At 55.2% G+C, this 23,350-nt stretch carries 23 protein-coding genes; 11 read left to right on the top strand and 12 right to left on the bottom strand.

Going from position 1 to position 23,350, the window contains the following annotated elements; translation table 11 throughout:
- Positions 1-59: 59 nt before the first annotated feature.
- Complete coding sequence (locus tag HKD42_RS02475) at positions 60-950, bottom strand: DMT family transporter (protein WP_170009995.1); 891 nt, start codon at positions 948-950, stop codon at positions 60-62.
- 89 nt (positions 951-1,039) lie between these two features.
- Complete coding sequence (locus HKD42_RS02470; RefSeq protein ID WP_170009993.1) at positions 1,040-2,464, bottom strand: hypothetical protein; 1,425 nt, start codon at positions 2,462-2,464, stop codon at positions 1,040-1,042.
- Positions 2,465-2,625: 161 nt separating this feature from the next.
- On the opposite strand from HKD42_RS02470, the gene HKD42_RS02465 reads away from it, so the two are divergent.
- The 9 genes from HKD42_RS02465 (at position 2,626) to pseI (ending at position 11,678) form a co-directional block, all read left to right on the top strand.
- On the top strand, positions 2,626-3,915 hold the full coding sequence (locus HKD42_RS02465; protein WP_170009991.1) for a lipopolysaccharide biosynthesis protein: 1,290 nt from the start codon (positions 2,626-2,628) through the stop codon (positions 3,913-3,915).
- Entirely contained in the window at positions 3,908-4,915 is a 1,008-nt protein-coding gene (gene pseB, locus HKD42_RS02460) for a UDP-N-acetylglucosamine 4,6-dehydratase (inverting) (RefSeq protein ID WP_246236680.1), read from the top strand. The genes HKD42_RS02465 and pseB overlap by 8 nt, the downstream gene beginning before the upstream one ends.
- Complete coding sequence (gene pseC / locus HKD42_RS02455; RefSeq protein WP_170009987.1) at positions 4,915-6,108, top strand: UDP-4-amino-4,6-dideoxy-N-acetyl-beta-L-altrosamine transaminase; 1,194 nt, start codon at positions 4,915-4,917, stop codon at positions 6,106-6,108. Before pseB ends, pseC begins: the two co-directional genes overlap by 1 nt.
- Positions 6,105-6,797, top strand: a complete 693-nt coding sequence (gene pseF, locus HKD42_RS02450) for a pseudaminic acid cytidylyltransferase (RefSeq protein ID WP_170009985.1) — start codon at positions 6,105-6,107, stop codon at positions 6,795-6,797. The genes pseC and pseF overlap by 4 nt, the downstream gene beginning before the upstream one ends.
- On the top strand, positions 6,794-7,813 hold the full coding sequence (locus HKD42_RS02445) for a PseG/SpsG family protein (RefSeq protein WP_170009983.1): 1,020 nt from the start codon (positions 6,794-6,796) through the stop codon (positions 7,811-7,813). Before pseF ends, HKD42_RS02445 begins: the two co-directional genes overlap by 4 nt.
- A 1-nt stretch (position 7,814) precedes the next feature.
- Entirely contained in the window at positions 7,815-8,483 is a 669-nt protein-coding gene (locus tag HKD42_RS02440) for a class I SAM-dependent methyltransferase (RefSeq protein WP_170009981.1), read from the top strand.
- A gap of 140 nt (positions 8,484-8,623) precedes the next feature.
- Complete coding sequence (locus tag HKD42_RS02435; protein WP_170009979.1) at positions 8,624-9,868, top strand: NAD(P)-binding protein; 1,245 nt, start codon at positions 8,624-8,626, stop codon at positions 9,866-9,868.
- Positions 9,865-10,614 carry a WbqC family protein gene (locus HKD42_RS02430; protein WP_170009977.1) on the top strand — a complete coding sequence of 250 codons (750 nt, stop codon included), beginning with the start codon at positions 9,865-9,867 and terminating at the stop codon, positions 10,612-10,614. Before HKD42_RS02435 ends, HKD42_RS02430 begins: the two co-directional genes overlap by 4 nt.
- A complete protein-coding gene (gene pseI / locus HKD42_RS02425; protein WP_170009975.1) occupies positions 10,611-11,678 on the top strand; it encodes a pseudaminic acid synthase in 1,068 nt (355 codons plus the stop codon). Before HKD42_RS02430 ends, pseI begins: the two co-directional genes overlap by 4 nt.
- Positions 11,679-11,684: 6 nt before the next feature.
- On the opposite strand, the gene HKD42_RS02420 is transcribed toward pseI, so the two are convergent.
- Positions 11,685-13,265: a hypothetical protein gene (locus HKD42_RS02420; protein ID WP_170009973.1), complete on the bottom strand. Its 1,581-nt coding sequence runs from the start codon at positions 13,263-13,265 to the stop codon at positions 11,685-11,687.
- 284 nt (positions 13,266-13,549) lie between these two features.
- Here HKD42_RS02420 and HKD42_RS02415 point away from each other — a divergent pair, with 284 nt between their 5' ends.
- Positions 13,550-15,076: a TadA family conjugal transfer-associated ATPase gene (locus tag HKD42_RS02415; protein WP_170009971.1), complete on the top strand. Its 1,527-nt coding sequence runs from the start codon at positions 13,550-13,552 to the stop codon at positions 15,074-15,076.
- Between the two features lie 13 nt (positions 15,077-15,089).
- Here the strand turns inward: HKD42_RS02415 and HKD42_RS02410 are convergent, their stop codons facing one another.
- Positions 15,090-15,332: a hypothetical protein gene (locus HKD42_RS02410; RefSeq protein WP_170009969.1), complete on the bottom strand. Its 243-nt coding sequence runs from the start codon at positions 15,330-15,332 to the stop codon at positions 15,090-15,092.
- An 85-nt stretch (positions 15,333-15,417) separates the two neighbouring features.
- Between HKD42_RS02410 and HKD42_RS02405 the strand changes: the two genes are divergently transcribed.
- Positions 15,418-16,323 (top strand): DMT family transporter, encoded by a 906-nt coding sequence (locus tag HKD42_RS02405; RefSeq protein ID WP_170009967.1) that lies wholly within the window; start codon positions 15,418-15,420, stop codon positions 16,321-16,323.
- A gap of 1 nt (position 16,324) precedes the next feature.
- Here the strand turns inward: HKD42_RS02405 and HKD42_RS02400 are convergent, their stop codons facing one another.
- The 8 genes from HKD42_RS02400 to HKD42_RS02365 all read right to left on the bottom strand — a co-directional run bounded on the left by HKD42_RS02400 (position 16,325) and on the right by HKD42_RS02365 (position 23,293).
- Complete coding sequence (locus HKD42_RS02400) at positions 16,325-16,918, bottom strand: DUF938 domain-containing protein (RefSeq protein WP_170009965.1); 594 nt, start codon at positions 16,916-16,918, stop codon at positions 16,325-16,327.
- Positions 16,919-17,368 (bottom strand): ABA4-like family protein, encoded by a 450-nt coding sequence (locus HKD42_RS02395; RefSeq protein ID WP_170009963.1) that lies wholly within the window; start codon positions 17,366-17,368, stop codon positions 16,919-16,921.
- Between the two features lie 5 nt (positions 17,369-17,373).
- Positions 17,374-18,075 carry an NAD(P)H-binding protein gene (locus tag HKD42_RS02390; RefSeq protein WP_170009961.1) on the bottom strand — a complete coding sequence of 234 codons (702 nt, stop codon included), beginning with the start codon at positions 18,073-18,075 and terminating at the stop codon, positions 17,374-17,376.
- Positions 18,068-19,228, bottom strand: a complete 1,161-nt coding sequence (locus tag HKD42_RS02385) for a deoxyguanosinetriphosphate triphosphohydrolase (protein WP_170009959.1) — start codon at positions 19,226-19,228, stop codon at positions 18,068-18,070. The genes HKD42_RS02390 and HKD42_RS02385 overlap by 8 nt, the downstream gene beginning before the upstream one ends.
- An 85-nt stretch (positions 19,229-19,313) precedes the next feature.
- Positions 19,314-20,009: an aspartate/glutamate racemase family protein gene (locus tag HKD42_RS02380; RefSeq protein WP_170009957.1), complete on the bottom strand. Its 696-nt coding sequence runs from the start codon at positions 20,007-20,009 to the stop codon at positions 19,314-19,316.
- Between the two features lie 30 nt (positions 20,010-20,039).
- Positions 20,040-21,035, bottom strand: a complete 996-nt coding sequence (locus HKD42_RS02375; RefSeq protein WP_170009955.1) for an alpha/beta fold hydrolase — start codon at positions 21,033-21,035, stop codon at positions 20,040-20,042.
- On the bottom strand, positions 21,036-22,073 hold the full coding sequence (locus tag HKD42_RS02370; RefSeq protein ID WP_170009953.1) for an SO2930 family diheme c-type cytochrome: 1,038 nt from the start codon (positions 22,071-22,073) through the stop codon (positions 21,036-21,038).
- Positions 22,070-23,293: a parallel beta-helix domain-containing protein gene (locus tag HKD42_RS02365; protein ID WP_246236674.1), complete on the bottom strand. Its 1,224-nt coding sequence runs from the start codon at positions 23,291-23,293 to the stop codon at positions 22,070-22,072. Before HKD42_RS02365 ends, HKD42_RS02370 begins: the two co-directional genes overlap by 4 nt.
- Positions 23,294-23,350 lie beyond the last annotated feature (57 nt).

Below are 23,350 nucleotides of genomic sequence, written 5' to 3'. Positions count from 1 at the left end.
CCTTAGCGTAAAAGAGTTGCCAATCCTGTAAATTTTTCAGCGAAAACTTATGAGGAAAGCTACCGGACTTTGGGCTTACCAGCCGACCACAATATCAGCCCCGAAGCGATGATGATGCAGGCACCGGCCATCGCAGTGACATCTGGTACATGGTCAAACCACACCCAACCCAAAATAACCGCAACCAATAGCTGAACATACGTCATCGGCGCGATGGTTGCCGCACCTGCCTTGGTCGTGCCGAGATATACCAGCCAATGGGCGGTCGTAGCTGTCAGTGCGACAAGCGCGCACCTCGCGACTACAGTCCAGTCGGGCATACCGACCGATAGAAGCGGTATCCCGCTATATTTGCCGATGATTGCGGACCCGACTAACACCGGAGCAGCGAAGGCAGCGATGAAAAACTGCATCGACAAAACCGATCCAGTACCTGCGGCCGCACGATTACCAATCACCATCAGACTGAAGAAAGTTGCCCCGCCCAGCGGCAGTAACGCCGCCACGCCGAGCTCAGCCACGTTGGGCCGAAGTATCATCAGCACGCCCACAAAAGCCAACGACGCGGCAAACCACGTGACCGGTGCCACTTTCTCTTTCAGCAACGGGCCACTGAGTATCGCGACTAAAAACGGCGCGACGAAACCGATCGCCGTCGCATCAGCCAGGGGCATAACGAAAATGGCCGAAAAGAAACATAGTGTGGCCCCGGCCAAGCAGAAGCCGCGTGCCGCTTGCAGCCAAAGTTTCGCGGGACGAAATGCCTCAGCCCCTTCTTTGCTGCGTAGAAAACCCGCCAGGACTGTTGCCCCGATGGTGAAGCGCAATGCGGCAACAGCGATGGGCGACCAATCATCTGCCATCGTTTTTACAACTGCATCACCGACAGACAGTATGGCAAACCCGCATAATGCGAGCAGCAATCCAGCGCGGTTATTGTGTTCTGCCATCAGCCTCTCTTCAGTGAAGGAGGCCCCTATGATGTGCGGTTACCAATTACCAGCTTAGTGTTGTTAGGGCACCAAACCGACAACCGAGCTCAGGCGGCCATTTCAGGCGTGCCCCTCACCCATTCAGGTTGAGTTTTTCGTGGTTGAGGATTGAGGTATCGCATCAGGACTTCAGTTGCATTCTGCCGCATCACTGCAAGATCCACGCCGTAAGACGCATCATAGCTGCGCATCACACCTTCCCAGCCGGGCGCTTGATAAAACCCCTTCAACCGGTCGTAAATATCGTCGCTCCACCATGGCATAGAATACACCAGCCGGCTGGCCACAAATCCATTGGAGTCAAACAGTATCCCGTCCAGGCTCGACAAGTAGGCTACCGGCCGTCCTCCGCTCAACACGTTCATGGCGACCCCGCTATTGCCGCAGATCACCAAGTCGCAAGCCGCGATTTCGTCATCAAGCGGATTGCCAATGGTCAATTCGATATTGGCATCATCCAAAGCAAGATCGGAAAAATCAGTCTTCAGCAGCGTAACGGGATGCTGCCGGATAATAATATGCGCCGCGGGTAAATCGACCCGAATTGTCGCTATCAAGCTCTTTAGAACGTCAACCTTTGTGCCTGATGTCAGGAAAATACCGATGCTCTTTACTTCATCACGCCACTCCATCGGGCGCGCCCTGCCGGGCTGGCCGATCAAGCCGATCTCTGCTGTGCAGCAGCTACGCTGCTGGTAAGTCTTGGTTGTCATATCACCATAAAACATTCCGCAATCCGCCAACACCGGCGGCACAACCGGCCCATTAGCGGGTACGGGGGCATGATTGGCATAGATTACCCGCTTGCCATGGTGGTGCGCAGCAGCAGCCATACCGACCGCTTCGGGGCTGTAATTACTGGCAATGATTGCCGCCTTGAGCGCGGGGCGTTCCGCAAACAATTGCGAAAACCGCATATAAAACGCCAAAGTGCTGGCGATCCGGGCGGATGGCATGAAGCTGTGGGTGCGAACCAGCAGCCGCAAGAAAGACCAAACTCGTTTGGCTGAACCCAGCATCCTAAGGGTTGCCGCCAATTGCCCGCGCCCGATCAAGTTTTTGCGTTCCACCGACAACCTAAGAAGCGGCACTTCGGGCGCCAATGCGGCCACCCGGTCCACCGTCTTATGTTCATTGTCGAAGTGGGAAATCGAGACAGCCTGTGCGTTTACGCCCCCGAAAGGATCGAGAGAAATGACGCATTTGATCATATAAGCAAACAGCACCAGCGGCTGAAAAAAGCGTCTGCCGGACGCTGTGTAAAGCGCATCGACCAAACGATAGATCGTGTTCTTGTTCTTGATTTCCTCAAACACGGCGCTGCGCCCCGCAGATGTTTCCATCTCGCGCACAATAGCTAGTGCAGTCGCAAGGTCGTAACGATCCTGCTTGGCTACACTCTCAGTTACCGGTGCCCGTCCGCCTAATTCCTCATCGAACACAGGTTGGACATTAACCGCTTTGTGAATCACGCCGATTTTCCTCAAGACAACCAATCATCGCAAGCCTGCCCGGTGTCACCGATCAGGATTGAGCAGCGTTATCTCAGGTAATCGTTAACAATTTAGGTTTACAAACTATCAAGCACTGGCTGCGGCAGGTGTTTTTGAGCGCAAAGGCATATGATAGTTTGATGATCCGGAAAGCATTCACGTTAAACGCCAAGAAGTTTCTGGCGGTTCAATCCCTGTTCTATGCTTTTGCCAACAGCATCGAGGCACTGGTGCCGTTTCTGCTGGCACCGATCCTCACACGGATGCTGGACCCGACAGGCTATGGCATCTGGGTGTTGTTCATTACCTACGCGACCTTCCTGCGCCCGGTTGTCGGTCTGACTACCCAAGATGCCATCCGGATGCGGTTCTACGATTTCAGCCAGAAGCAATTGGACCAGTTCACCCACACGGCATTATTCGTGATGTTGGCGATGGCAGCATTTGTGTCTGCGGTGACATTGGTGTTTGGCGAATTACTGGCTTCTGCCACAAAATTCCCGCAAGCTTGGCTCGTCGCCGTGGTTGTGGCCGCGTTTCTGTACGAAGTATTCTACACTGTTCTGACGCTTCAACAATTCCATAACAGGCGGCGTGCATTTCTCGCCACTCAAGTAATCCAAGCCGTTCTCAGCATGACCTTTATCGTCGGCTTCCTGATGGCTGGCTGGGACTGGCGCGGCGTTGTTCTTGGCCGGATGATGAGCATGGGAATTGCGACATTGTTTTCGCTCCACTCGCTCGGCTTTACCTTCTCCTCTCTGTTGCAAATTCCCGAACGATCTTTTTATCGTAACATCGCCTCGTTTGGTGTGGTCTATTGGCCAGCTGGGGCGGTCGTGATGGCCATGGCAACCGCAGACAAGGTGATCGCCGCCCACTATCTGGGCGTTGAAGCGAGCGCGATGTACGGCGTAGCGGCCTTGTTCGCTTCCGCGTTCTGGATGGTCAATTACAGCTTCGTGATGGCGTGGACGCCGTGGCTGTTCCGCAAATTGAAAGTTGCCGCCGAAGACGGTTTGCAAGAAGTCATTTCTGTCTCGGCCCTATACTTCATACTGGCCGCAATTGCTGCGGTGAGCTTTTACTTCTTTGCGGTTCTGTTCGCACCGATACTGCTGGGTGAGGCGTTTCACAGCGCGATCCCGCTATTGCAATATGTGATGATCGCGATCGTTTTGCAGGGCTATTTCATGCACAATATGAAATTCCTCCACTTCAGCAAACGGATCGAGCTGATGTCGCTGTGCAGCGCCCTGACTGTCGGCCTTAATATCTGGCTCAGTATCCTATGGGCGCCGGTCATGGGAATTCGGGGTATCATGCTGGCCACAGTGGTTTCATTCGGGGCGGCATTCCTTATAAGCGGGGCGCTTATCGTCACCCAATATGTAAATTTGCGAAAGGGAGCAAAATCCGTTGTTGGATAATAAGAGCATTCTTGTGACCGGTGGTACCGGTTCATTCGGACGGTCATTCGTCCGGACAGTCCTCGCAAAATATCCGGGTGTCCGCCGTCTGGTAATCTATTCGCGTGACGAGCTGAAACAATATGAAATGAGCCAGGAATTCTCGCCGCAAGAATATCCCGCATTGCGGTATTTTATCGGCGATATCCGTGATCAGGACAGATTGCGCCGCGCGATGGAAGGGATTGATATTGTTGTTCATGCCGCTGCTCTCAAACAAGTGCCGGCTGCGGAATATAATCCGTTTGAATGCATCAAGACCAATGTGCTGGGCGCACAGAATGTTATCGAAGCCTGTTTTGACAGCAACGTGACCGATGTTGTGGCTCTATCAACCGATAAAGCGGCCGCACCGATCAATTTGTACGGCGCGACCAAGCTATGCTCAGACAAGCTGTTCACCGCTGCAAACAACATCAAGGGTAGCCGGGACCTGCGCCTGTCGGTAGTCCGTTACGGCAACGTCATTGGCAGTAGAGGATCGGTTGTTCCATTCTTCCTGGGCCAGCGCGAAAGCGGCGTAATCCCAATTACCGACCCCACCATGACCCGGTTCAATATCTCGCTTCAAGAAGGCGTAGATATGGTGCTTTGGGCATTGGAGAATGCACAAGGCGGTGAAATCTTTGTCCCAAAGATCGCCAGCTATTTGATCACTGACCTTGCAGAAGCCATTGCGCCTGAATGCAAACAGGAAATTGTCGGTATCCGTCCCGGTGAGAAAATCCATGAGGAAATGATTACCACCAGTGACAGCCTCAACACCATTGATCTTGGCCCCTATTACGCGATCCTGCCGACCACAGCAGAAAATATGGCTGATGATCTTTTGGCAAAGCGCGGCGGGACACGGGTGGAACCGGGTTTCTCTTACAATAGCGGGACCAATCCTGACTTCCTGACGGTTGAGCAAATCCGCCAGTCTATCCGCGACCATGTCGATCCGACGCACACGGTGTAATGACAGACTTCATACCCTATGGACGCCAGTCGGTAACTGAGGCTGATATTGCAGCCGTTGTCGATGTGCTGAAGTCTGATTTTCTGACACAGGGCCCGGTTGTTCCAGCTTTTGAGGAAGCAGTGGCGGCACGTTGCGGCGCCCAATACGGAATAGCCGCCAACAGTGCCACCAGCGCTTTACACATCGCCTGCATGGCGCTTGGTGTGGGACCCGGGGATAGCGTCTGGACCAGTCCATTGACCTTTGTTGCCAGTTCGAATGCTGCCTTATACTGCGGTGCAGATGTGGACTTTGTCGAGATTGACGAACGCACCTACAATATGTGCCCAGTCCGCCTGGGGGAAAAACTGGACCGCGCTGCCGCCGCTGGCACATTGCCAAAAGTGATCATCCCGGTCCATCTGACCGGCCAATCCTGCGACATGGGCGCGATCCATGCGCATGCCAGCAAGCATGGTGTGCGCATCATAGAGGACGCATCACATGCGATTGGCGGATCCTATCGCTCCCAGCCGGTCGGTAATTGCAAGTATAGCGATATTACCGTTTTCAGCTTTCATCCGGTTAAAATCGTGACCACTGGTGAAGGCGGTATGGCGATGACTAACGATCCGGAACTCGCCCGGTTAATGCGGCTCGACAGAAGTCATGGGGTGACCCGTGACGCTGATATGCTGGAGCAGGAAAACGCCGGGCCGTGGTATTATGAACAGCACCGCCTCGGCTTCAATTACCGCATGACCGACATCAATGCAGCGCTTGGCCTCAGCCAGTTGGACAGGCTGCCCGAATTTATTGATCGCCGCCGGGAGATTGCTGCGATCTATGACCGCGCCTTTGCCGATTTACCGGTGACGACGCCTCATCAGCATACAGACAGCGCGTCGGCCTGGCATCTTTATGTTATCCGGATTGACCAGCAGAATGCTGCCCAAAATCATCGGGCTGTGTTTGACCAATTGCGCGGTGCAGGGATTGGTGTGAACCTGCATTATATCCCAGTTTATCTTCAGCCATATTATCGGGATCTGGGCTTCAAACCCGGGCTGTGCCCCAATGCGGAAGCGTATTATTCGGAAGCCATCAGCCTGCCAATGTACCCCACAATGACTGCTGAGCAGCAGCATAAAGTCATTGAGGAGGTGCATAAAGCAGTTTGCGGAGCGTCAATAGGCAGAGCTGCCGAATGAGGATTGCAATCATTCCGGCACGGGGCGGCAGCAAACGCATCCCGCGCAAAAACGTGCGGGAGTTTTGCGGCAAGCCAATGATTGCGTGGCCTATTGCCGCTGCATCAGCATCCGGCGTGTTTGATCACGTCATAGTATCCACCGACGATGATGAAATCGCTGAAGTCGCACGGCAGGCCGGCGCCGAGACACCCTTTATGCGGCCCGCAAAGCTCGCTGATGACTATGCCGGAACCACGGACGTGGTAACCCACGCCCTGTCATGGGCGATCGATGCGGGTTGGCCGGTTGAGGCCGCGTGCTGCATCTATGCCACCGCAGCATTTGTGTCGGCAGGGGATATATCAGAATCTGCCGGGTTGCTTTCTGAGGATTGCGACTTTGCCTTTCCGGCGGTGCGCTATGGGCATCCCCCGCAGCGCGGTTTTGTCAGCGCGCCTGACGGTAGTCCCGAATTCCTTCAGCCGGAACATGAAACGACCCGCACGCAGGACTTGCCGCCAGTCTTTCACGATTCCGGACAATTTTATTGGGGAACACGCGAGGCGTGGCTGGAACAACGCCCCTTCTTCGGTCCGCGCACGCGCTTTATCGAGCTGCCGGAATGGCGCGCGCTGGATATCGACCGGCCCGAAGACTGGACAATGGCAGAACGAATATTCGCTGCCAATTTGAAAGGCGATCAGTGAACGCGTTGTTCCGCTGCGATGCGGCGGACACGATCGGCTTCGGGCACTTAAGCCGCTGTATCGCCTTGGCGGAGGCACTGCGCCTATCCGGCGTCATCAGCATTTTTGCAGGGCAGTTCAACGAAGCTGCACAGGAACACATCACTGCCGCCGGTTTTGAGTTCGCCAATCTCGGCCAACCGGTAAATACCGACACGGCAGATCAAGAACATCCCGCCATCACCGGCAGTCAATCGGCAGACTTTGTGGTGATCGACAGCTACCGCGCCGACCATCATTACCTCGCCAGTCTCAAGTCACTGGGCCAAGCCACGGTCGTGATTGATGATTTCTGCGCGTTGGAAGAATACCCCTGCGATGTTGTCCTAAACTTCACTTGGGAAGCCAGTTCGTTCGCCTATCCAGAAGGGCCCACAAAGCTGCTCGGTCCGGCCTACCTCCCTGCCCGCCGCCGACTGGTGGATATGCGCGCTCGCAGTATTGAGCGAGATCGCGGGGGACCAATTGGTAATCTGCTGATCGCTATTGGCGGGGCTGACCCCAAGAATATTGCTACGCGCCTTGTGCAAATATTACAGAAGCATCATTCGCACCTGTGCATCCACGCCATTGCGCAGCCCGATGCGCCGCTTGCGGATATGTTGGGCAACTTTGCCCCGGGCAGCGCCATCGTACCGCGGCAACCTGATTTATCGCAGCAATTGCTATGGGCAGATGCTATTATTACCGGCGGCGGCCTGATTAAATACGAAAGCGCCTTCATGGGCGTGCCTGCCGCCACCATCGCGCAAAATGAGGGCCAAGATAGCGAAACCAAGGTCTTGTCAAAGGCTGGTCTGGTGTTCGATCTGGGGCCTGCGGATGGTGTGACCGATGAAGAATTGGCGAGCGCGTTGGATATTTTTATCGCAGGTTTTGACCTGCGCCACGCGATGGGATCGCGTATGCGCGAAACTTTCGTGGCAGACCCGACCGCACACGCGGCCAATGCAATTCTGGAGGCCTTGAGGCGCTGAAATGAGCAATAATTTTAAAGATGATATCGACGCTTTGGCGAAGCACTATGGTGAACTTGTCAAACAACACGGGGATGCCGCTGAGAGCGCGCAATATGCCGACCGCGAAACGCAGGAGCGGCGGATGGAAGTGCTGTGCGAAATCGGTGTTACCAAAGATAGCAAAATACTCGATTTCGGATGCGGTACGGGCCAGATGCTCAGCCTGTTGCAACGCACTATCGGTTTTGACGGCGAATATGTCGGCTATGACATTTCACCAGAAGCCATTGAATTTGCCCGCACTGCCCATCCAGAGGGTCGGTTTGAAGTGCGTGACATTCTGGATAACCCCAGTGAAGAAACCTTCGATTACGTCCTGCTAAGCGGTGTCTTCAACAATTTGATGGCAGATAATCGCGGCTTTTTTGAAGCGGTCTCCCGCCGGTTGATGGCACAGGCGAAAACTGGATATGCATTCAATATGCTGAGCCGGTTTGTCGATTATTTCGATGAAGGTCTCTATTATGAAGATCCGCTGCACGCCTTCCGGTTTTGCAAGGAAAACTTGTCGCCGCTTGTGACTTTGCGCCACGATTATTCGGTCCGGCCAGGCGCTATACCGTTTGAATTTACGCTCTATGTCCACCGCGCCGATACAGAGCCGCGCCCGCTCAATATCCCCGGCTAGATACGACAGGTTTTCGGCGGGCAAACATAGTTAACGAATTGTCTACACCTTCGCCTTAACCCGTTCGCCATGCGTGCCGACACAGCCATTCCTAGCGTCCCTGATCCGATCATCTTCGGATGTTCTGGCGAGATCAGATCATGAAGCGCGTCCGAATTGTCGGGGGCGGCCTCACGGGTATTCTCGCAGCTTTTCAAGCGCACCGCTTGGGGGCGCGGCAGATTGATCTTTATGAGCGTTTAGACCGGCTTGGCGGCGTCGCACTGCCAGAATTGCACGATGGGAAAGAGATGCGCGAAGGGTGCATCTATTTCGGTCCGAAAGGCGATCCGATCCGCAGCCTGCTCGAAACGCATGGCGCCCGGTTTGAGGAATTCGACAATCGCTTCGGATCGGTAGGTCCGAGCCCAAGCGGCCCGGTCAATATTGATGATTTTGGCGGCCCGGCATTGGCGGCAGGCACGACCGACTTAACCCAGCCCTCTGGCGACAGCCTTGCCGACCGCCTATCATGCTACAGCGCGTCATTGGCAGCGCCCCTCGCCCGATATGTCAAATGGCACGTCGGATGCGATCCAGCGGAACTGCACGCCAATGCGGCAGTACCGCTGGCTATCAACCGTATTTTCCCCACCGGCGTTTCCATCGATGCGCTGGCCGAACAAAAGAAGACAGACCCGCTTGCCAACGAATTATTCGGTATTCCGCGGTCCCTATGGAACTATTCTTCCAACGTTCAGGCCAGTCTTCCTGTTGGCGGATTTGCAGCCTTGTTCCAGCAATGCCGCACCGCGTTGGAAACCATCGGTGTGCGGATTCATGAGCGCAGTCTAGCGACCCCCAAACGGATGCTAAGCGCGGAAACTTCGGGTGACATCATCATATGGGCCGCCAGCCCAATGCCATTATTCAAAGCCGTTGGTGTGGACACCCCGGCAGCCCCGGCGAAAAAATTCGCAACCTATACGTTCGCAGCTGAATGGGCCGGACCAGTGCCATTCTATGTCCAGAATTTCACTGCGGAAGGCAGCTGTTTTCGGGTCTATATTTATGAAAGCCAAGGCACAGTCTTGCTGACGGCAGAGTGCGTTGCAGAGACAAGCCAATCAGACCTAACGCGTGACATTCACCAGATGCTAGAGGGTTTTGAAGGCAAGCTTGCCTTGGGTGATGTAGTGTTCCGCACCATCAAGCCGCGCTGGTTGTACCATTCCGTCGATACGATAGACAGATTGGGCGAATTACGCACCGCGCTGAAAGCCCGCAGAGGTGATAGTTTCGTGACGGGCGCGTGGGAAGCATACGCCAAGGGTGAGAAGTTTGCAGAAGTGGAAGCCGATTTGAATAAGGCGTTTCAAATGCCGGAACTGGCGAAGGCATCATGATCACCGCGATTATGCAGCCGACCTATCTGCCGTGGATAGGCTATTTCGACCTCATCGATCTGGTGGACGAGTTTGCCTTTCTGGATGACGCACAAGTCTTGAAACGCAGCTGGGGCGTGCGTAACCGAATTGTCAGCCAAAACGGTGAGACGTTCCTGACAGTGCCTCTGTCCGGCCACAGTCAATCGAGCACATCCACCTTCGTTGGCACCGCGATTGATAGCGGCGATAAATGGCGCAAAACCCATCTGACTACCATCAGGCATGCTTATGGTAAGGCGCCGTATTTCGCAGAGGTGTTCCCGCAATTGGAAACGCTGATGTCTGCGGGTCATACCACCATCGGCGCCTTCAATATCGACTTTATCAGCACGACTGCTGCCCTCATGGGCATCACCACCCCTCTGCACAAAACGTCCGCTTTGAAAGGCGTTGATGGCCGCAAGGATGACCGGCTGCTCGCTATCTGCAAAGCAATGGGCGCAGACCGCTATCTCGCCGCGCAAGGCAGCGCAGCCTATATTGAACGCGATCAGGAAAGCGGCGCCTTTGCTGGTTCGGGGGTAGAGCTGCTGTATCACAATTTCGCGCACCCAGAATATCCGCAACTGAATGATGGATTCATTAGCCATATGAGCATTGTCGATCTGCTGATGAATTGCGGTTATGCGCAGGCCTTGGACATCATCCGATCAGGGCGTAGGCCCATGCTCACCAGTGCCCAGCTGAAGGAACAACTGGCATGACAAAAGCTGCGAAAAACAGCCCCGAAATCAGTATTGCTGGCAGGCGCATTGGGCCGGATCACGAACCCTATGTGATCTGCGAACTGTCCGGAAACCACAATGGTAGCCTTGAACGGGCGATCCAGTTGCTCGAAGCCGCAGCGGCCACTGGCGCTGACGCTATCAAGATCCAAAGCTACACTGCTGACACCATCACGATTGATCATGACGGCCCCGAATTCCGGGTGGAAGGCGGATTGTGGGATGGCCGGACATTATATGATCTTTACGGCGAAGCGCAGACCCCCTTTGAATGGCATGAGCCACTGTTTCGGCGGGCACGCGAATTGGGCGTAACGCTGTTTTCCTCCCCGTTTGATGAAACTGCCGTAGACTTGCTGGAGGAGCTTGGCACCCCGGCCTATAAGATTGCTTCGTTTGAAGCGGTTGATTTGCCGCTGGTCGCCTACGCCGCGTCGAAGGGAAAACCGCTGATCATTTCCACCGGGATGGCGAACCTGCAAGAAATTGAAGACGTTGTGCAGACCGCCCGGGACAATGGGTGCGACGAGATCGTGCTGCTCCACTGCGTCAGTTCATACCCGGCCTTGGATGAGCAATCCAATGTCCGCACCGTGCCCGATTTGGGCGAACGTTTCGGTACTGTTTCAGGCCTGTCCGATCACACTTTCGGATCGGCGGTTGCGGTCGCATCTATCGCTCTTGGCGGCTGCGTGGTGGAAAAACACTTCACCTTCCGCCGCGCTGATGGCGGACCGGACTCCGCGTTCAGCTTGGAACCAGAAGAATTCACCGGGCTGGTTGAGGATTGCAAGCGCGCCTGGCGTTCAATGGGCAAGGCAACTTACGATCTGCAGGGATGCGAAAGCGGATCAATCCAGTTCCGCCGGTCGCTCTATATCGTGAAAGATGTTGCAGCAGGCGAAGAACTCACCCGCGAAAATGTCCGCTCAATCCGCCCCGGCCATGGTCTGGCGCCCAAACATCTGCCCGAAGTGTTGGGCCGGAAAGCCGCCACTGATCTTAAGCGCGGCGATCCCTTGGCTTGGGCTTCGCTGCGCTAAAGGCGGCTACTGTTCTGCATCAATGCGAACGTAATAGGTAAACTCAAGCCGTTCGCCTTTGTGCTCAAACACAGGCTTATATTGCGCCAAAATCGCTTGGAACCGGTCATCATTGGCGAAGGCTGTCTTCCACTCGACGCTGATGAATTCCAGTGGCCAACTGGTGCTTTGATCCAGGATCAATATTTCCGGCGGCATATCCTCCCACAGGCGCAGCATATCATCATGCAACATTTGCCGGCCGGGGTCGTCGAGAGTGACTGGCGGTAGAACCATATCCGCATTTTCAGGCCGGTCGAGCGGCTTCAATTCCGCGGCGACGTAAGAATTGTTCATGCTTGCATTCCACCGGATCGCGCCCTGCGTCGCAAGGTATTGATTGAATGGCGAAGGATGCATGGTGAGCACCCCAACCCGCTTGCCCGCTATCGAAAGATCGGGCCGGTCCATCGCGGCCTCAACCTCGTCAAAGGTCACTTGATAGATAGCCGAGTTGCGAAACTCACCCACGACCGGACGCGCCATCACAACTGCGACGGCGACGATCCATAACAGTTTGATGTGCCGGTGAACGATCCACAGCCATGCAAGGTACGCCATGAAAATCGGGAACAGGTGATGACTATACCACCGCGATTGAATCCACGACGCAGCGATGGCAGCCACCACCATCGCCAACGCGATGGCGGCCTCCCTGACAGACAACTTATAAATCACAGTCAGCGCGATGAAGAAAAATGACAGCGCCAGATGCAAAGCGGATTGGTAAAGGTTGGTCTGCCAGCTGGTCAAATTGGCGTCGATTGCGCTCACCACTGCTCCAATCGCTTCGCGCTGGGCGGGGTCAATGACGAGCCATAGGAACAGATAGAGCGCAACTATACCGCCAGAAATCAGGTTCTCTATCCGGAAGAGCGCGCTGGGCCGCCGCCTTACCGCAGCATCCGCGATCTCAACCAACAGCACCACCAGGCTGTAGAGATATTTAAACAGCAAGGTGACACCCAGCCACACACCCAACAACACGCGGGTTTTCGGCCCGATCACGCTGTTATCCGGGTCTGATATCCGCAGGACAATATACGGCCAGAGACCAAGAACCACCATATGTTCGCGCAACCCGAACACGTTCTTGTACAGCACCGGTATAATCACCAACAACGCCAACGATACCACGATGAAAAGCGGCGATGCTCCAACAGTCTGTTGGCGGATATGAAAAGCCAACCCGACAGAGAATATCACCGCTACGCCAGCCATCATTATGACGGTCAGATCAAGCTGCATTCCGGTGAGGTCGCTCAACCAGACAGACAGGCTGAACCAGGCGCGTTCTGCGGGCGGGAAATAGAGGCTGTAATTGCTGAAACTGTCACCCAATGTGACAGCCAAACGGCCCGACAATGCTGCCCCGGCCAAATCGGTATGGACCGAATAGATAGTACTGTAAAACAGCTGGAGACTAACCAAGAGGCCAATGGCAAGCGCGACATAAGCGCCGATCGATGGAAGCGGCCAAACGGCGCGCGCGCCTCCGCCGTGAAGCAGTCCCTGAGTCAATTCTCTTTCACCCAATCCAGTATCCATGAGAGTTGTCTCACCGCCCCTTAGAGCCAAATATTATTGAGAGCAGACCGAAACAGTGTTCCGCCGCTGCGTCAAGCAAGCGGCATGGCTCCATCCGCACTTTTGGGCATAGCCGGTTCCGCAGCTACGCGATGGCACTTGCCTGCCGTGTAAAACTTACATCCCGGCATTTAGGAAAAAATAAGGTTTCCGACTTATTCACCATTTCTATTGAGAACTGATTGGGCAGACACGCCCAGTACCACATTGGAATAACGTGGCACGCGCCGCGAAGGGGATCACAGATGAGTGCATTCGGACGGAAAAACGGACCAAGCGGCATGGCGCCGGGTGCGCGGCCATCGTTCGGCGTGGCTCGCCCTATGAAAGGCGGCGACGGCAAACCGGCCAAGGACGTTCCACCGCCGGGTGGTGAACAATTCCCTCCGCTTCCAGGCGAAGATGCAGCCGCTGCTCCTGCGCAGTCAAAGCCCAACAAAGATGATGCAATGACCCGCCTGACTGACCGCGCAAATGCGGTCATGGAAGGGACTGCTGAAATTGGCGGCTTTGAAGCCAGCGTCCATAAGATTAAAGAACAAGTTCTGCCGCGCTTGCTGGAACGGGTCGATCCCGAAGCCGCTTCAACGCTTAGCAAAGAAGAACTGTCGGAAGAATTTCGCCCGATTATCATGGAAGTATTGGCGGAACTTAAAGTTACGCTGAACCGCCGTGAACAATTTGCGCTTGAGAAAGTTCTGATCGACGAATTGCTCGGGTTCGGACCGCTCGAAGAGCTACTGAACGATCCCGAAATCTCGGACATCATGGTCAACGGTCCTGATCAGACCTATATTGAAAAAGGCGGTAAGTTGGTCATTGCGCCAATCCGCTTCCGTGACGAACAGCATTTGTTCCAGATCGCCCAGCGTATCGTGAACCAGGTTGGCCGCCGCGTTGACCAAACAACCCCGCTTGCTGATGCTCGTTTGAAAGACGGCTCGCGTGTGAACGTCATCGTTCCGCCGCTGTCCCTCAAAGGAACTGCGATTTCCATTCGTAAGTTCTCCGAAAAACCGATTACCATCGATATGCTCAAAGGCTTCGGTTCGATGAGCGATCAAATGGCAACTGCCCTTAAAATTGCAGGTGCGTGCCGTTTCAATGTCGTTATTTCAGGCGGTACGGGTTCTGGTAAAACAACCATGCTCAACGCACTGTCGAAAATGATCGATCCGGGTGAGCGCGTGCTGACGATTGAGGATGCTGCGGAACTTCGCTTGCAACAACCGCACTGGCTGCCACTGGAAACCCGCCCGCCGAACCTTGAAGGGCAAGGCGCGATTACCATCGGTGACCTTGTGAAAAACGCCCTGCGTATGCGTCCTGACCGGATCATCCTGGGTGAGATTCGTGGCGCGGAATGTTTCGATCTTCTCGCCGCGATGAACACCGGCCACGATGGCTCTATGTGTACACTTCACGCCAACAGCCCGCGCGAATGTCTGGGCCGGATGGAAAACATGATTTTGATGGGCGACATCAAGATTCCGAAGGAAGCGATTTCACGTCAGATTGCAGAATCTGTTGACCTTATCGTTCAGGTTAAACGTCTGCGCGACGGTTCACGCCGTACCACCAACATCACCGAAGTTATCGGGATGGAAGGTGATGTGATTGTGACGCAAGAGCTGTTCAAGTTTGAATATCTCGACGAAAGCGAAGACGGCAAGATCGTTGGCGAATATCGCGCCTCTGGTCTGCGTCCATACACGCTTGAAAAAGCGCGTATGTTCGGTTTCGACCAAGCCTATCTGGAAGCCTGCCTGTAATCCGGGCAGCAGCCTAACCCGCGGCAATGCCTTTGGCGGCGAGCGCGATAAGCCCGCCGCCAATCATTGCGCAGACCATAAATATCGCCGTCCACGGAACCCAGCCAATCCGGTCCAGGCGCGCATGCTTGTTCCGGCGCTTTTCTGCGAGCAACGCAACAATCGCTAGGGCAATAAAGCCAAGCCCCCACAGGCCGACCAGCTCCGCTTCGCTGGCGAAAGTAATAAAGCGTTCGATATCCATCGCGGCGAGCATATGGGTGCAACCGGGCGTGCATTCAACCTAGGCAATCTACAGCGCTACACTTGCGCGCTGTCACCAACCCCGTATGGCGCGCAGCATGGATGGAAGCATTGCCCGGCCGCGCCCGATGTTGGCGTTGGGCCTGCGCCTGATTACGGCGCTGTCGCTTGCGACTATGGGCGCGTTACTGAAACTGGCTGAACAGCGCGGCGCCCATTTGCTGGAATTGATATTTTGGCGTCAAGCATTGACCTTCCTGCTCATTGGCGGGTTTTTATTGCTGGTTGGGAAGCTGGCGAGTGTGAAGACCAAACGGATCAAGTCGCACGTCTATCGGTCCGTCTATGGCATCACGGGAATGGTCTTTGTGTACGGCGCTGTCGTGCTGTTGCCGCTGGCTGAAGCGACCGCGATCAGCTTCACCACCCCGATGTTCGCAGTGTTGCTTTCTATGCTGTTATTCAGAGAGAAGATTGGCAAATATCGGGCCGCTGCAATCGCTTTGGGCTTCACCGGAGTGCTCATTGTGGTCCAGCCGGGAAATAGCGGCGCCGTCAGCCTGTTCGGTGTATGTGTTGGTTTGGTCGCAGCATTTCTGGTCGCCGTGATCTCCATCCAAATTCAAGATCTGAACAAGACCGAAAGCCCGTGGAGCATTGTCTTCTGGTTTACGGCAATGACGTGGCCGGTGGCCGCGCTCGCCCTGCCCTTTGTTTGGACCACGCATGATGCGGTAACGTGGCAATTGATATTTGCGATGGCCCTCAGCGGGGCAACCGCGCAAATGTTGCTTACCTCCAGCCTACGCTACGGGTCTGCTGCAACCATCATTATCATGGATTACACATCGCTAATCTGGGCTACCGCCTTTGGATATTATCTGTTTGATCGTCTTCCCCCGACGACACTGGCTATCGGTGCCCCGCTGATCATCGCTTCAGGTCTGCTCGTGGCATGGCGGGAACGGGTTTTGTCCAAAAAACCACCGGTCACAACCAGCTAGACTAACCTGCCCGCCGATATACCAAAATCAGATTATTGGCGGGCATCGCGTAACGAGCGGTTCGCTGTAACCCGACATTTGCGGCCAATACGTCCAAATCGGCGCTTAAGCGAAGCCCCCACTGAGGATTGCGTGACTGCAAACTTTGGTGGAATGCCAAATTGGATGGCGCAGTCTCGACGTCTGTTTCCTTAAACGGGCCATACAATATTAGCGGCCCATCTGTCAGCGCATCGGCTGCCCCGCGGAACAACCCCTGCGTTGCTGCCCACGGGCTGATATGGATCATGTTGCAACAGAAGATGGCATCTACTGATCCCACCGGCCACGGATGTGCTGCGGCATCCAGCTGTAGCGGAGGCGCGATATTGGGAAGGCCGGCATCCTGCGCCCATGCTGCAATCGATCCTAAGGCCTCTGGCTCCACATCGGTCGGCTGCCAGGTCAGCGCGGGAAACTCGCGCGCCAGATAGATCGCGTGCTCGCCTGAGCCGCTGGCGACCTCCAGCACGGCGCCCGTATTCGGGAGTTCTTCATGCAGCACCTTAGCTATCGCGGCGCTGTTGCGCGCCGTTGCTGGTGCATGACGTTTCATCTATTTCATCCGGCCAAGTTTACGAGCAGCACGCTCGCGCACCGCAAGCCAAACTAGCAGGCCAATCGGACCGGCAAGGAACGTCGCCAGCAATATCGGAGCCTGCAAAATACGCGAGAACTGTTTGGCATCGGCATCGCGGGCGATCCACAAACCAACAAACAGATCAAACGCTAAATAATGCACCCAGCCGATCGTTACGCCGCCATCGGAACCAAAAACCGCGCGTACCCCTTCGATCGTTGTAAAATCAACGCCGCCACTGGGGCCAACCGGGTCCGCCCATCCGGCCATGGTAGATATCATAGATGCAGTATAAACACAGCAGAGCAGGCCCACACCGCAATACATGATCGCGCTTAGAGCCAACGGCTTTCGCGGCAACAGGATGAGGACAATCCATGCCAGAATCGCCAAACCGTTTGATGCATTGAAAATGAAATCCCACATGTGGTCTATTCCTTGTCTCGCATGATTTGCGGCAGCCCGTGCGCCGCTCTCGCAATTCCGTCTCCATCATGAACGAACTTGCCCGCCGGTTTGCGTTGCGCCAACGCCAATATGCAATCGGCCATCAATGTCGCGGAAACCGAACGGTACTTTCGGTATTTCCCATGCAAGGCCAGATCGAGCAGAGGGCTAAGCGCAATCCCTAATCGTTCGCCAACCCGGCGATCATTCTCGCGGGCCCCTCGCAGCAAGCCGGGTCGCAATATATCCAGCCGGTCAAAACCAACTTTCAGCAAATCACGCTCTACCTCGCCCTTCACTCTCAGATAGAAGTTTTTTGACGCGGTATCGGCGCCTACCGAACTCACTGCGATCATCCGATTCACGCCATGCTCCCGCGCTGCCCGCGCTGTGTTCATGACCAATTCTTGATCAACTGCGCGAAAGGCCGCCTCGTCTTTACCGGCCTTGGCCCAAGTAGTGCCCAGCGCGCTGACCAACACGTCCGGCTTGGCTTGCGCCAGAACCGCTTCCCATGCCGCAGGATCGGCAAGGATCATCTCCATTTTCGCGCCGACCGGTAATTTCATTTCCCGCCGGGCTATTGCCAGAATCCGGATATCCTCACGGCCAACGCTGCGTTCGATCAGAGTGCGCCCGATCAGGCCAGTCGCACCCACAATGGCAATCCGCAGCGGGCTAGACATTGCTCAGCCCCTCTGGCCGATTGCCATAAATCCGGGTTACTTGATCCATTGCAAACTTATCCGTCATACCCGCAATATAATCGGCAATATGGCGGCTGCGCTGCGGCTGGGAGCCCGGCAACGTATCGCGCCACCCATCGGATAATTGCCCCGGATCGCTGTCATAAGCTTGATACAGCCGGGCGACCACATCGCTTGCTTTCTCTGCCGTCGCCAACTGCTCTGGATGGTAATAGAGCTTTTCATACATGAAATTCTTCAACCGCCGTTCTTCTGCGGCCATCGCCGGTGAAAAACCAGCCAACGTCCGGCCCGCTGACCGGACTTGCTCGACCGTTTCCAGCCCCGCAATATTCCGCCGTGTATGATCCAGAACATCATTCACCATCACGCCAATCTGGCTGCGGATCAATTCGCGCAATTGGCGGTCGCGCGGGGTGTTGGGAAAGCGTTTTTCCACCTTGCGCCAACCATCCGCTACAAAATCGAGTGCCAGCAGCTCGTCCAGATCCAGAAAGCCCGCACGCAAGCCGTCATCAATATCGTGATTATCATACGCGATATCATCGGCAACCGCAGCGACTTGCGCTTCGAGCGAGGCATAGCGGCCAAGGTCTAACGGATAGTCGCTATCAAGTTCCGAAAGCGCCCAGCCCGGATTGGCAACCGGCCCATTATGCTTGGCCAAACCTTCCAGCAATTCCCATGTCAGATTGAGGCCGTCATGTTCGCAATAGGGGCTTTCCAGCCGCATCAACGTGCGCAGCGATTGGGCATTGTGATCAAACCCGCCATGCGCCTCCATCGCAGCGGACAGGGCTTTCTCCCCCGCATGGCCAAATGGCGGATGTCCGATATCATGCGCGAGACATAGGGCTTCGGTAAGGTCTTCATCCAAACCAAGAGTACGGGCGATCACTCTGCCGATCTGGGCAACTTCCAGACTGTGGGTCAGCCGGGTCCGGTAATGATCACCATCTGGCGCCACGAACACCTGCGTTTTGCTGCGCAGGCGGCGGAACGCAATAGAGTGGATGATCCGGTCACGATCCCGCTGAAATTCACTGCGCGGGCCGCGCGTCCCCTCACGGTTTTCCGGAAACTCGCGCCCGCGGGACGTAGCAGGATCAGCAGCATAAGGGGCGCGTGTCATAGCACTGCTGCTTAAGCGACCAGTTTACACCCGACAACGGGAACAATCTGGCAACACGGTCAGCAAAGCGTGCTTATCGGCCTGTTCAGCCCTCTTCCATGATCCAATCCACTGCAGCCTCGCAATGGATCCGGGTGGAATCGTAAATGGGCAGCACATTGGCATCAACATCAACAATCATATTCAGCTCCGTACAGGCCAAGATGATCGCTTTCACACCGTCTTGTTCCTTGCGGGTGATAATTGTTTTTAAGGCGCGCTGTGCATCACGGGTAGCTTTGCCAACCATCAATTCGTCATAGATTATCGCATCGAGAATTTCGACATTGGTCATATCGGGCGCGGTCAGATCAACCCCGTGGGATACCAGCCGCTGCCGAAAGAAACTCTCGGTCATGACATTTTTGGTGCCCAACAATGCAGCGTGGGTTGCGCCGTCAGCCTGCATCTTTGCACCCAATGCTTCGGCAATGTGGATGATCGGTATATCCACTTGTGCGGAGACCTGATCATAGACTTTGTGCATAGAATTGGCAGCGATCACAATTGCTGTCGCACCGGCGGCTTCTAACCGCTTGGCAGATGCGGAAATCACCTCCGCTGCGCGGTCCCAGTCTTCAGATGTAGTCAGACCGTAAAGCTCGCAAAAATCGAGGCTTTCGATCAGTAACGGCGCGCTTGTCATCGCCGTCATGCGCTTTTGTATGCGCTTGTTTATCCGCTCATAATAGATCGCAGTAGAGGCCCAGCTCATACCGCCAATAATACCCAGTTTGCGCAACAGACGTTCCTTCTAAACTCGGTTCAGCCCTTATTCGGCAGATGTGGCTTCGTCTACCGATGCTTCGCCCAAACCGGCTTCATTCATCCAGGTAGTGACGGCATTGACACTGTCATCCGGAGCCTCTTCCATCGGCAAATGTCCAATATTTTCAAACACTACTAACTGACTGTTGGGCAAGTATGTATCGAGCCATTCGCCAGCAGCCAAGGGGATCAGCGCATCCTGATCTCCCCATATAATCAGTGACGGCATGGTCAGGCCCGCCATCTGCTCCTCTGTGAAGGGCTCCCGCGTTTGGCCGAACCGGGCGATGGTCGCGGCCCGGTTACCGGGATGGCGCAGCATCTCCCAATAACGATCAATGGCTTCTTCCGTCACAATCGCCTCGTTCGAGACGCTTTGCCGAAAGCTTTTCTCCACCAGACTACGAGGTGTGATATGCTTCATCAGTTCGCGAATGCCGGGCGTTTGCGCAATGGTGAAGCCAATATTCCCGCCTTCATCGTCCTCTGGTTTCTTCAGACGTGGTGGCCCGCCAGCATCCACCAGAATTAAGCCCTGCACCCGCTCAGGATGCGCCAGAGCATAGGCTAGCGAATGCCCGCCACCCATCGAATTCCCGCCCAGAATAAACTGTTCGAGCCCAAGGGCGTCGGCGACCTGATCCACTGTCTCCACATAAGTGGGCAAGTCATACGTCCCGTCAGGCGTCGCACCGGTCAGCCCGTGCCCGGCTGAATCGTACCGGATGATCCGGTATTGATCGGCCAGCCGCTCAACCCACGGGTTCCACGTCAGCAAATCAGCATTGGAACCATGAAGTAATATGATCGGCTGGGCATCTCGCGGGCCCTCGTCGCGCAAATGGACGTTCAGCCCGTTGGGAAGCTCAACAAATTGGGACGGCTCCCCCGCATATTTGGCCCGCATCTCTACCGGGTCAGTGTCCGGTGTCCGGAAGAACAGAAATATCGCGCCCACCAGCACCAAAAGGCCGAGCAGAAATTTGCCGAGAGTTTTCACTTATTGCATCTCCTCAATCCAGCGCGTCACAATGTCCGCACCGTCCTGATCAATGGTTGTCTTGCCCAGTTCCGGCATCGCGACACCGGCCTCGTCGCTGCGCATCCGGAATGTCATGATAGAACTGTCCGCATCGCCGGGTACAATATCAAACAAATGGCCACCCGATCCGCGGCCCGCAGCCACTGGCCGTTTATTGACACCCAACGCGTGGGGATCGTCTTGCTCCCACCGCAAATCCAAACCAGAATTTGACGCCGTCGCGCCGGGCCGGTGACAATGGGCGCAATTCACATCCAGATATCCGCGCGCGGTGGCCGTTACATCAGCGGTTTCGCGGTTTTCCCATAAAGGCAATTGATCATGCCCATCGGGCACTGCGTTCAGCTTTCCAGCGCCAGCTAAATCTTCCAACCAGTCAGCGGACAGGTTGCGAGCTTTGGGCCCAATCGGAACTACCTCGCCATCCACGCCGTGGCATTCCTTGCACTGGTTCTTATTCGGCACGCGGTAGCTGATATCTTCACCTGCTGGAGTGGTCAGATCAACGCGGGCGCCAGCAATCGCCAGCCGTGCATCGGTTTGTTCGTCGTTCCATTTATATGGCAGTGCCAACCAACCATCCGCACGGCGGAGCAAAACCCGTGTTTCAATCAATTGCCGGTCATCACCCTCACCAAAAGCGAAGGTTTTGATCAACGCGGCACCGACCGGCAGTTCCAGCAAACCTTCACCGCCCCCAATCGCCTGCAATCCTGCGGGTAAATACATAAACCGTAATTTCTCTGCACCGTCGGAATATAGCGGGATATTAAGCCGATAAGGAACAACATTGGCTGCCGGCACTTGCTGCACCCCGTTCTGGAAAAAGCCAAAATCCGACAGTTTACGCGGCAGCCTTTGTTCCAGAACGGCCGTGTCATTTACGGCAATTGTCTGAGCTGCTTGAGGGGCAGGACTGGGAACGAGCGTGGCGCTCGATAGCGCCAGTACAGCCGCTGCCAAAACGCCCCTACCGATTATTTTCGTGGCAATCATGGACGCGCGCGTGCTTCCATTTCGGCGCTGTGCTGCATGGGAATTGTCGCGCCGGTTGCCGCTGCGGCGACCGGAAGCGTATCTGTTACGATATCGGGTGCGGCGCTTTCAGGTCCCTGCCCTTGCTTGGTATAACCAAGCGATAACGCCGCAACGCCGCCATTGGTCACTACGGCATTCTCGCCCAGACCATCCCACATAATTGTCGGGATCGCGCCACCAACGGCTACGGCCAGCATCCCGCCGCCCGGCAAATCCGGCGCATAACCATTATGACCAAACTGGTTGCTGTTGGAAACAAAGACATTGCGCGGAAACGGATTGTACCGATCATCTTCATAGCTCTGCGTATATGCCACCACGATGACTGCGGCCGTGGCATTTCCGTCCACCACATTATGTTCGAGACTGACATTCTCGTTAGCCATCACCATTATGCCGGACCCCATTGGCACACCGGCCACGATATTGCCCGCTGGCGCAAAATTGGGGACGTCATTATTGATGACGATATTGTGATCAACCAGCACGTCTCCGCCGCCCATCACGGGCAGGTTCGGCAGATCAAACACCAAAATACCGCCGGTATTATGGGACACATAATTGCCGGTAACACGGGCTTCGCGGCTATTTTCTATCTCGATCCCGGCAACGTTATATTCCGCCACCGAATTGCGCACGATGATGTTTTTGCTCTGCCCGACGTAAATACCTGCATCAGAAGCACCGCGAACCACTACGCTGTCGATCAGGACATTACTGCTTTCAACGGGATATACGGCGTAGGCACCATTGGTTTCCAGCGGCCCGCCAGTCCATTCGACCCGCAAATTGTAATAGACGATATCGTCCGCACCTTTGGACTTTATCCCGTCACCACGCGTATTTTCGACACCGAAATCGCGCAAAGTGACATTATCGGAAGTGACCAGCAGACCTTCACCGGCATCCTGCTGTTCTGAAAAATCCAGTATGGTCTTATCCATACCTGCACCGCGCACAGTCACGCCATCGACATCCAGCGACAGGCCATCGGTCAGGGTAAATACGCCCTCGCCCAATACCACCTCATCGCCCGGCTCAGCCAAAATCAACGCTTCTTGCAGCCGCTCCTGCTCGCCTTCACCTGCCTCGACAGTAATGACTTCGGCATAGGCGGGCTGCGCTGCCAGTAAGGCGATAGAACTTACCAGACACGCCATATTCAGCTTGGACATCATATTTCTCCCTCTCGAAAAACACTCTGTCCTAAAATTACAATGAAACCAAGTGCCCCT

The organism is Pontixanthobacter rizhaonensis (assembly GCF_012972675.1).
In the GTDB taxonomy this organism is placed as follows: domain Bacteria; phylum Pseudomonadota; class Alphaproteobacteria; order Sphingomonadales; family Sphingomonadaceae; genus Pontixanthobacter; species Pontixanthobacter rizhaonensis.
This window is presented reverse-complemented; position numbering and strand designations above follow the sequence as displayed.

Excerpts from the sequence above, each read along its gene's own strand:
- HKD42_RS02475 (WP_170009995.1), bottom strand. The coding sequence starts at position 950 with ATGGCAGAACACAATAACCGCGCTGGATTGCTGCTCGCATTATGCGGG.
- HKD42_RS02465 (WP_170009991.1), top strand. The coding sequence starts at position 2,626 with ATGATCCGGAAAGCATTCACGTTAAACGCCAAGAAGTTTCTGGCGGTT.
- pseC (WP_170009987.1), top strand. The coding sequence starts at position 4,915 with ATGACAGACTTCATACCCTATGGACGCCAGTCGGTAACTGAGGCTGAT.
- pseF (WP_170009985.1), top strand. The coding sequence starts at position 6,105 with ATGAGGATTGCAATCATTCCGGCACGGGGCGGCAGCAAACGCATCCCG.
- HKD42_RS02440 (WP_170009981.1), top strand. The coding sequence starts at position 7,815 with ATGAGCAATAATTTTAAAGATGATATCGACGCTTTGGCGAAGCACTAT.
- HKD42_RS02435 (WP_170009979.1), top strand. The coding sequence starts at position 8,624 with ATGAAGCGCGTCCGAATTGTCGGGGGCGGCCTCACGGGTATTCTCGCA.
- HKD42_RS02430 (WP_170009977.1), top strand. The coding sequence starts at position 9,865 with ATGATCACCGCGATTATGCAGCCGACCTATCTGCCGTGGATAGGCTAT.
- pseI (WP_170009975.1), top strand. The coding sequence starts at position 10,611 with ATGACAAAAGCTGCGAAAAACAGCCCCGAAATCAGTATTGCTGGCAGG.
- HKD42_RS02420 (WP_170009973.1), bottom strand. The coding sequence starts at position 13,265 with ATGGATACTGGATTGGGTGAAAGAGAATTGACTCAGGGACTGCTTCAC.
- HKD42_RS02415 (WP_170009971.1), top strand. The coding sequence starts at position 13,550 with ATGAGTGCATTCGGACGGAAAAACGGACCAAGCGGCATGGCGCCGGGT.
- HKD42_RS02410 (WP_170009969.1), bottom strand. The coding sequence starts at position 15,332 with ATGCTCGCCGCGATGGATATCGAACGCTTTATTACTTTCGCCAGCGAA.
- HKD42_RS02405 (WP_170009967.1), top strand. The coding sequence starts at position 15,418 with ATGGATGGAAGCATTGCCCGGCCGCGCCCGATGTTGGCGTTGGGCCTG.
- HKD42_RS02400 (WP_170009965.1), bottom strand. The coding sequence starts at position 16,918 with ATGAAACGTCATGCACCAGCAACGGCGCGCAACAGCGCCGCGATAGCT.
- HKD42_RS02395 (WP_170009963.1), bottom strand. The coding sequence starts at position 17,368 with ATGTGGGATTTCATTTTCAATGCATCAAACGGTTTGGCGATTCTGGCA.
- HKD42_RS02390 (WP_170009961.1), bottom strand. The coding sequence starts at position 18,075 with ATGTCTAGCCCGCTGCGGATTGCCATTGTGGGTGCGACTGGCCTGATC.
- HKD42_RS02385 (WP_170009959.1), bottom strand. The coding sequence starts at position 19,228 with ATGACACGCGCCCCTTATGCTGCTGATCCTGCTACGTCCCGCGGGCGC.
- HKD42_RS02370 (WP_170009953.1), bottom strand. The coding sequence starts at position 22,073 with ATGATTGCCACGAAAATAATCGGTAGGGGCGTTTTGGCAGCGGCTGTA.
- HKD42_RS02365 (WP_246236674.1), bottom strand. The coding sequence starts at position 23,293 with ATGATGTCCAAGCTGAATATGGCGTGTCTGGTAAGTTCTATCGCCTTA.